This window comes from Deltaproteobacteria bacterium, assembly GCA_011375175.1.
Classification (GTDB): Bacteria; Desulfobacterota; GWC2-55-46; order GWC2-55-46; family DRME01; genus DRME01.
This window is the reverse complement of record DRME01000077.1, coordinates 1-7,507: the sequence shown is the minus strand read 5'-3', so window position 1 is coordinate 7,507 and position 7,507 is coordinate 1. Positions and strand designations below refer to the sequence as shown.

Sequence of the window (7,507 nt, the reverse complement as noted above, 5' to 3'; positions counted from 1 at the left end):
GGGGGGGGGGGGGGGGGGGGGGGGAAATGTGGGCCTGTGGCCCTCGGGCCCGTGGCCCTTCTGCAGAAAGTCTCCCCCGGGGTGATGAAAAGCTGTTCGCCAGCGCCATGGCGGGAGGGAGGCGCACATGTACTTTGCCGGTGACGGCGGGGTCACAAGGCGCATTTTCCTTCGGGTGGTGGCGGCCTGCGCCGTGCTGCTCGCCGTGCTCGTCGCCGTCCTCTACTGGATGGAGAGGAGGGAGATGGCCGCCGAGCTCGCCGCAGGCTACCGCAAGCTCGAGGCCCTGTGGCGCCACGAGCTCGACGAGGAGGCCTCGCTTCTCGGCGCGGTGCTCGATACGATGCTCGCAGGCGACGGCGGCGCTTACGCCGGGCGCTTGAAGGCGGCCATGCTCGCGGGCGACAGGGAGGCCCTCCGCCGCTACTCGAGCGCCCGCTTCGAAAGACTCCGCAGCAGATACTCGATAACCCACCTCTACTATATGGACGCCGGCCGCAGGACCGTACTGCGCGTCCATCGTCCCGGCATGTACGGCGACAGGATAGAGCGCTTCACCGCCGTGAAGGCCGAGCGCACGGGCAAGCCCGCCTCGGGCATCGAGCTCGGCCCCCTCGGTACGCTCACCCTCAGGGTGGTAACACCGTGGTACGACGGCGACAGGCTCATCGGCTACGTTGAACTCGGCAAGGAGGTGGAGGGGATCGTAAAGCGCATGTCCGAGCTCAGCGGCGTCGAGGTGGTCGTGGCCGTGGACAAGCGGTTCATAGAGCGGGGCCGCTGGGAGACGGGCATGGAGATGCTGGGACGCAGCGGCCACTGGGATATGCTGGAGCGCGAGGTGGCGGCGGCCGTCACCTTCGATGCGCCTCCTGCGGCCCTCGCGGAGCTCGTGCGCCGGGCGGCCGCGAGCGGCGGGGCCCAGGGGACGCTCAACGGACGGAACTACCGCGCCGCCTCGCTTCCGCTCGTCGACGCCGGGGGCAGGGGTGTGGGGCGGCTCGTTGCGCTCGTCGACGTGACCGACATGCTGGCGCGCACCCGTTCGCTCGTCGTGTGGTCGCTCGGCGTGAGCGCCGCCGTGGGCCTGGCGCTCTTCCTGGCCTTCTACCGCATGATGGGACGGATGGGCCGCGAACTCGACGACTCGCGCCGCAGGCTCACCGACGAGGCGCAGATGCGCGAGCGGATGCACGCCGACCACATAAGGGCCATGGAGCGGGAGAAGGCGCTGCTGCGCGAGAGCGAGGAGCGCTTCCGCTCCATCAGCTCGAGCGCCTGGGACGCCGTCATCATGATGGACCCCGACGGGAGGATATCGTTCTGGAACGAGGCGGCCGAGCGGATATTCGGCTACGGGGCCTCCGAGGCCCTGGGCCTGGACCTCCACGCCACCATAGTCCCGGAACGCTACCGCGAGGCCTTCCGCCACGGCTTCGAGTGGTTCAGGCGCTCGGGCGAGGGGGGCGCCGTGGGCAGGACCCTCGAGGTCTCCGCGCTCAACAGAGAGGGGGTCGAGTTCCCCGTGGAGCTCTCCGTCTCGGCCGTGAAGCTAAAGGGGGAATGGAACGCCGTGGCCATAGTCCGCGACATCACCGACAGGAAGGCGGCCGACGAGGCCATCCGCCGCAACTACGAGGTCCAGCGGGTGCTGGCGGCCATCCTGAGGGTCTCGCTCCGGGAGGCGACGCTGCGGGAGACGCTCGTCCAGGCCATCGACCATCTCGTGGCAGCCCCCTTCCTCTCCATAGAGAAGAAGGCCGCCGTCTACCTCTCGGAGAACGGCGAGGAAGGCCGGGTGATAAGGCTTACGGCCTGGCGCGGGCTGGAAAGGGAGCTCATCGAAAAGTGCGCCGTCATACCATACGGCCGGTGCCTGTGCGGCAGGGCGGCTCACAGCGGCCGCGTCGTCTTCTCCTCCACCGTTGACGAGCGCCACGAGATAGGCTACGCCGGCATGAAGCCCCACGGCCACTACTGCGTTCCCATCCTCTCGAACGGCGAGGTGCTCGGCGTGCTCAGCGTATACACGGCCGACGGCCACCGCCGCTCCGACGACGAGGAGTCCTTTCTCAAGGCCGTGGCCGATACGCTCGCCGGCATCATCGAGCGAAGGCGTGTGGAGGAGGCGCTGCGGGAGGCCAAGAGGGCGGCCGACGAGGCGAGCCGCCTCAAGAGCGAGTTCCTGGCCAACATGAGCCACGAGATACGCACGCCCATGAACGGCATCATCGGCATGACCGAGCTGCTCATGGATACGGGCCTCACGAGGGAGCAGCGCGACTACCTCGAGGCCGTCAGGGTCTCGGCCGACTCGCTCCTCACCGTCATAAACGACATACTGGACTTCTCCAAGATCGAGGCCCGGAGGCTGGAGATAGACTCCATAGGCTTTTTCCTGCGCGACAACATCGGGGACACCCTGGCGACCCTCGCCCTGCGGGCCGGTGAAAAGGGCCTGGAACTCGCCTATCAGGTCAAGCCCGAGGTGCCCGACGCCGTGGTCGGAGACCCGGGCCGTCTGCGCCAGGTGCTCGTCAATCTCGTGGGCAACGCCATAAAGTTCACGGAGAGGGGCGAGGTGGTGGTGACCGTCGAGGTGGAGAGTGAGAGCGGCGACGAGGCGGTCCTGCGTTTCGAGGTGAGGGACACGGGCATCGGCATCCCGGCCGACAAGCTCCGGCTCATATTCAGGGCCTTCGAGCAGGCCGACTCGTCGACGACGCGCCGTTACGGCGGCACGGGGCTGGGGCTTGCCATCTCGTCGCGCCTTGTCGAGATGATGGGCGGCAGGATATGGGTGGAGAGCAGGGAGGGCGGGGGGAGCATATTCCGGTTCACCGTCAGGGTGGGTCTTCAGAAGTCGGCGCGGGCGGACCTCATGCCGGCCGAGCCGGCGGCGCTCGAGGGCATGGAGGCGCTCGTGGTGGACGACAACGCCACCAACAGGCGCATCCTCGCGGAACTTCTCGCCTCGTGGCGCATGAAGCCCCACTGCGCCGCCGACGCCCCGACGGCGCTCGCCATGATGAAGGAGGCCGGCGGCAAGGGCCGCCCCTACCCCCTCATCCTCCTCGACTCCCACATGCCCGGCATGGACGGCTTCGAGCTCGCCTCGAAGATAAGGGAGGACGGGGAGCTCAGCGGCGCCACCGTCATGATGCTCACCTCGTCGGGCCAGCGCGGCGACGCCGCCCGCTGCCGGAACCTCGGCATTTCGGCCTATCTCATGAAGCCCATAAAACCCTCCTCGCTGCTCGACGCCATACTCACCGTGCTCGGAAAGGGGGAGTCCGGCGCCGGAGAGCTCGTCACGCGCCACACGCTCCGCCGCCGGAGACGGACGCTCAGGGTCCTGGTGGCCGAGGACAACCCGGTGAACAGGAAGGTGGCGGCCGCCATGCTCGAAAAGCGGGGCCATGCCGTAAGGGTCGTCTCCAACGGCAGGGAGGCGGTGGAGGCGGTGGGAGAGGAGGACTTCGACCTCATTTTGATGGACGTTCAGATGCCGGTCATGGGAGGATACGAGGCGACGGCGGCCATAAGGGCCATGGAGCGGGAAGAGGGAGGACACAGGCTCATCGTGGCCATGACGGCCCATGCCATGAAGGGGGACCGCGAGCGGTGCATGGAGGCCGGCATGGACGAGTACCTCTCCAAGCCGCTCAAGGCCGCCGAGCTCTTCGACGTGATCGACAGGCTCCTGCCTCCACCGCAGGGCTGCGAGGCCGTGGAGGAAGGGGGCGGCAAGGCGGGCGCTCCATCGAGGCCCACCTTCCCCGTGCTCGACAGGGAGGCGGCCATGGAGCGGGTCGAAGGGGACATGGAGCTTCTGCGCGAGGTGATCGGACTCTTCGTGGAAGACTATCCCGGGCTCCTCGACGAGTTGAGGGAGGCCGTAGCCGCCGGCGATGGCGGACGCATCGAGCGGGCGGCCCACAGGCTCAAGGGATCGGTCGACAACCTCGGCGCCGTGGCGGCCGTGGAGGCCGCAGCGAGGCTCGAGGCGATGGGCAGGGAGGGGAGGCTCGAAGAGGCCGGCAGGGCCCTCGAGGCCCTTGAGGGAGAGATCGTCCGTTTCGAGCAGGCCCTGGCCGGACTGGCGGCGGAGGGTGCGCAGTGAGGATACTGATAGCGGAAGACGACCCCGTATCGAGGAGGCTTCTCGAGGCGAGGCTTCGCAAGTGGGGCTACGAGGTGACGGCCGTGAGCGACGGTGTGGCGGCGCTCGAGGTGTTGAGCCTCGACGACGGACCGAGGCTCGCCGTCATCGACTGGATGATGCCCGGCATGGACGGCATCGAGCTCTGCAGGCGCGTGCGCGGGCAGGGGCGCGAGCCCTACGTCTACATCATCATGCTCACCACCAAGGACCGCAAGGAGGATATCGTGGCGGGCATAGAGGCCGGGGCCGACGACTACCTGACAAAGCCCTTCGATTCGCAGGAGCTGAAGGTGAGGCTCAAGGCCGGCGTGCGGATAGTGGACCTCGAGGCGCGGCTCATCGAGGCCCGCGAGGCGCTCAAGATACAGGCCACCCACGACCCGCTCACGGGCCTGTGGAACCGCGGGGCGGCCATGGAGATACTCTACCGCGAAATCGAGCGCCTCAAGCGGGAGGACGAGGGCATGGTGAGCGTCATCCTCGCCGACCTCGATCACTTCAAGGCGGTGAACGACACCTACGGCCACATGGCCGGCGACGAGGTGCTCAGGGAGGCGGCCAGGCGGCTCTCTTCCATGGCCCGTCCCTACGACACCGTGGCCCGTTACGGAGGAGAGGAATTCCTCGTCATACTGCCGGGATGCGCCCCGCAGGTCGCCGCGGCAAGGGCCGATGCCGTGCGCAGTGCCCTGTCGGCCACTCCCATCGCCGTGGAAGGTGGCGAGGTGACCGTCACGATGAGCGCTGGCGTGGCCGGCTGCGCAGCCGGCCCGGACGGCTGCGCCATGGACTGCGACAGGCTCATCGCAATGGCCGACGCCGCGCTCTACAGGGCCAAGAGCGAGGGGCGGGACCGTGTCGAGTCCGCTGCCGCCAGGGTCGGCTGACCCCCCTCGGGGAGAGAGACCCGCCGCCGTCTTCCGGGAAGCCCGGTGGGCTCCACCGCTTATCCTTCGGCGAAGCCCTTGAGGAGCTTGGCCCTGGTGGGGTGGCGCAGTCGCCGGATCGCCTTGGCCTCTATCTGGCGCACCCGCTCGCGCGTCACGCCCAGGACCCTTCCGACCTCCTCGAGGGTGTAGTCCTGGCGCTCGCCTATGCCGAAGCGCATCCTCAGGACCTTTTCCTCCCGCTCGGTCAGGCTGTCGAGCACGAGGTCGGTCTGGATGGAGAGGTCCCTGTCGATGGCCGCCTCGGCCGGCGACGGAGACTTCTCGTCCTCGATGAAGTCTCCAAGCGAGCTCTCCTCGTCGTCGCCTATGGGGGTCTCCAGGCTCAGCGTCTGTTTCATGAGACGGAGGATGCGGCGCACCTTCGAGATCGGTATGTCCATGCGCTCGGCTATCTCCTCGGGATAGGGCTCGCGGCCCAGCTCCTTGAGGAGGTGGCGCGAGGTCTGGAGCAGCCGGTTGATGGTCTCTATCATGTGGACCGGTATGCGGATGGTCCGTCCGTGGTCCGCTATGGAGCGCGTTATGGCCTGGCGGATCCACCATGTGGCGTAGGTGGAGAACTTGTAGCCCTTCTTGTAGTCGAACTTGTCGACGGCCTTCATGAGGCCGATGTTGCCCTCCTGTATGAGGTCCGAGAACTTGAGTCCCAGGTTGACGTAGCGCTTGGCGATGCTCACCACGAGACGCAGGTTCGCCTCGATGAGGCGCTGCTTGGCGGCCCACATCTCGTAGTTGAAGCGGCTCACGTTGCGCGAGAGCTCGGCCAGCTCTTCGCGCGTCATGGAGGTGAGCTCGAGGATGAGCCTTACGCGGCGCTTTGCGCGCTCGCCCTTCCTGGAGCCCCGCTTCTTCTCGGCCCTGCTCACAAGGCGCTCGAGTCTCGTAATGCGCTTTACGATGGCCGTTATGACCGAGCTGCTGAGGTTCATGTCCTTGAGCACGCGGTAGGCGCCCTCGGGCTTTCTCCTCTTGAGCTTTTCAAGCCTCGTGATTATCTCCTCGGCCTGGGCCTCGTCGAGGTGGCTTATCTCGTCGCCTTCCTCGATGAGATCGCGTATGGTGGCGGTGCCCCGGCGTATGCGGTTTATGACCCTCAGTATCTCGCGCATGGCGAAGGGGCTTCGCAGGGTGTATTTCCTGAGCTGGAGCCTGCCCTCTTCGATCTTCTTGGCGTAGACTATCTCGTCTTCGCGCTTGAGAAGCGCCACCGAGCCCATCTCCCGCATGTATATGCGCACCGGGTCCTCGACCCGCTCGCTCTCGACGGTCTCTTCCTTGACGGCGCCGGCTTCCTCGGCGTCGAAGGTCTTGTCGGCCGTGTCGACCACGTCGATGCCGAGTTCCCCGAGGGTCTCGAGGAGGTTGTCCATGTCCTCGACGGAAAAGTTGTTCTGGGGAAAGGCGTCGCTTATCTCGTCGTATGTGAGAAATCCCTTCTCCTTGCCCGTATCGATGAGGGTTTGAAGTTCGTTGTCGCCTCCTGTAACCTTTTTCATGGCACCTTCCCTTAAGATTTTATGTTGGTCTCGACTCTTCTATGTAAATCCCTTTTTATACCACGTTACGGCCGGGCTTGTCAAGTCTTCGGGCCAATAAAACCCTTCTCGGCCCGCGGCCCCTTCTGTGACGTCTTGCCGCCGGCTACGCGGGGCGGATTCATTAACCCTGAGGGAACCTTTTTGTAAAAAGGTTCCCTCAGACTCCCTCCAAAAACTTTCAACGCGAGTCGGTTTCCCCCTGTTTTGCTTGGCAAAACAGGGGGAAACCGACTCGTATTGAAAGTCTTTGAAGGGGGTCTGGGGGAAACTTTCTACAGAAAGTTTCCCCCAGCGTAATAAATCAGAGGTTCCTTAATTATATCAGAGATTTCGATGGTCGTGGGAAAATTTTATTTGACTTGCCTGGGGGCTTGTGGTAAGTTGCACCGATATTTTCCCGGCCAGCCGGTCCGGCCTTTCCGCCTGTGGCGGGCGGCGGCCGGTCTTGGAGCGTCGGAGCGGCAGCGGCGGCCGAGGGGCCGGGAAGGCGGGGAGGGCGCTATTGGGCGGCCGGAGGCGGGAAGGCCGGACCGGCGGACTGCTGAAGGGCCTTGCGGCGGTGGCGGCGCTGGGTGTGACGCTCGTGGCCTCGACCTTCACGGGCCTCGCCATCGGATACTATCTCGACGGGCTGCTCGGAACGGGGCCGTGGCTGACGATCATCCTCCTGCTGGCCGGCATAGCGGCGGGTTTCAGAAACGTCTATCATGTCTCCAAGAAGCTCGATCTCTGAGGCGGCCCGGACGGTCAGGTCCGTGGAGCCGATCATATACAAGAACGGCCTCGCCGTCATGGCGGGGGGGCTTGCGGGGCTTATATTCTGCCTCCTTGCGGACCGGGCGGCCCTCGGCGGC

At 66.0% G+C, this 7,507-nt stretch carries 4 protein-coding genes; 3 read left to right on the top strand and 1 reads right to left on the bottom strand.

The genetic code is table 11. The annotated features are described in order from the left end of the window. Positions 1-127 precede the first annotated feature (127 nt). Together ENJ37_06795 and ENJ37_06790 are read left to right on the top strand one after the other, a co-directional pair. Positions 128-4,123 (top strand): response regulator, encoded by a 3,996-nt coding sequence (locus tag ENJ37_06795; GenBank protein HHL40196.1) that lies wholly within the window; start codon positions 128-130, stop codon positions 4,121-4,123. Continuing rightward, positions 4,120-5,052 (top strand): diguanylate cyclase, encoded by a 933-nt coding sequence (locus ENJ37_06790; protein HHL40195.1) that lies wholly within the window; start codon positions 4,120-4,122, stop codon positions 5,050-5,052. The genes ENJ37_06795 and ENJ37_06790 overlap by 4 nt, the downstream gene beginning before the upstream one ends. 59 nt (positions 5,053-5,111) lie before the next feature. Here the strand turns inward: ENJ37_06790 and rpoD are convergent, their stop codons facing one another. Next, positions 5,112-6,611, bottom strand: a complete 1,500-nt coding sequence (gene rpoD / locus ENJ37_06785; protein ID HHL40194.1) for an RNA polymerase sigma factor RpoD — start codon at positions 6,609-6,611, stop codon at positions 5,112-5,114. Positions 6,612-7,155: 544 nt separating this feature from the next. On the opposite strand from rpoD, the gene ENJ37_06780 reads away from it, so the two are divergent. Next, entirely contained in the window at positions 7,156-7,386 is a 231-nt protein-coding gene (locus ENJ37_06780; protein ID HHL40193.1) for an AtpZ/AtpI family protein, read from the top strand. Positions 7,387-7,507 lie beyond the last annotated feature (121 nt).

Coding starts and splice junctions, on each gene's coding strand:
- ENJ37_06795 (HHL40196.1), top strand. CDS start 128: ATGTACTTTGCCGGTGACGGCGGGGTCACAAGGCGCATTTTCCTTCGG.
- rpoD (HHL40194.1), bottom strand. CDS start 6,611: ATGAAAAAGGTTACAGGAGGCGACAACGAACTTCAAACCCTCATCGAT.